At 59.1% G+C, this 801-nt stretch carries 1 protein-coding gene and 1 pseudogene; one reads left to right on the top strand and one right to left on the bottom strand.

The genetic code is table 11. The features are described from left to right. The coding region (locus tag EN969_RS33245) for a citrate/2-methylcitrate synthase (protein WP_281060058.1) at nt 1–299 on the top strand (299 nt) is incomplete at its 5' end. A 69-nt stretch (nt 300–368) separates the two neighbouring features. Here EN969_RS33245 and EN969_RS33240 read toward each other — a convergent pair. Beyond that, nucleotides 369–801: pseudogene (locus EN969_RS33240) on the bottom strand (lipid-A-disaccharide synthase); the annotation flags it as partial.

Genomic DNA, 801 nt, shown 5'->3' with positions numbered 1-801 from the left:
GCATCAAGGACGATCCGCTGCTCGACATCGCCATGGAGCTGGAAAAGATCGCGCTGACCGATTCCTATTTCATCGAGAAGAAGCTCTACCCGAATGTCGACTTCTATTCCGGCATTACGCTGAAGGCGCTGGGCTTCCCCACCACGATGTTCACCGTGCTGTTCGCGGTCGCCCGCACCGTCGGCTGGATCGCCCAGTGGAAAGAGATGATCGAGGATCCGCGCCAGAAGATTGGCCGCCCGCGCCAGCTCTATACCGGTGCACCGGAGCGGGATTACGTGCCGATCGCCAAGCGGTGAATTAGGAAATAGTGAGTAGTGAGTAGTGAGTAGTGAGTAGTGAGTAGTGAAGTCGACCATTTCTACTGATTACTGACTACTCACTCTCTTGACATACCGCATCACCACCTGCGCGGCGATCTCGCCGGACGGTCTGCCCGTAGCCATGCGCCGCCTGATCTCTGCAAATCCATCCTTCTGCCAGGCACGCATGCCGCTGTCGGCGAACAGTGCCTCCAATTGCCGGGCAAGATTGTTCGGCTTGATATAGCCGTCGTAGAATTCGGGAATAAGCGCTCGATCCGATATCAGATTGGGCAGCAGCGCCGACCAGACGGAAACGAGGTACGGCGCCAAGATGCGCGCGACCGGGTCGAGCCTGTAGCAGGAAATCATCGGCACGCCGGCCAGCGCCAGTTCCAGCGATACCGTCCCGGACGCGATCAGCGCCGCATCGGCCCTGCCGAAAGCCTGCCATTTGCGCTGGGGCTCGACGATGATCTCAGGCTTTTCATCCCAGCGG

The sequence above is a fragment of the Mesorhizobium sp. M7A.F.Ca.CA.003.01.2.1 genome (assembly GCF_003998945.1).
GTDB classification, from domain to species: domain Bacteria; phylum Pseudomonadota; class Alphaproteobacteria; order Rhizobiales; family Rhizobiaceae; genus Mesorhizobium; species Mesorhizobium ciceri.
This window is presented reverse-complemented; position numbering and strand designations above follow the sequence as displayed.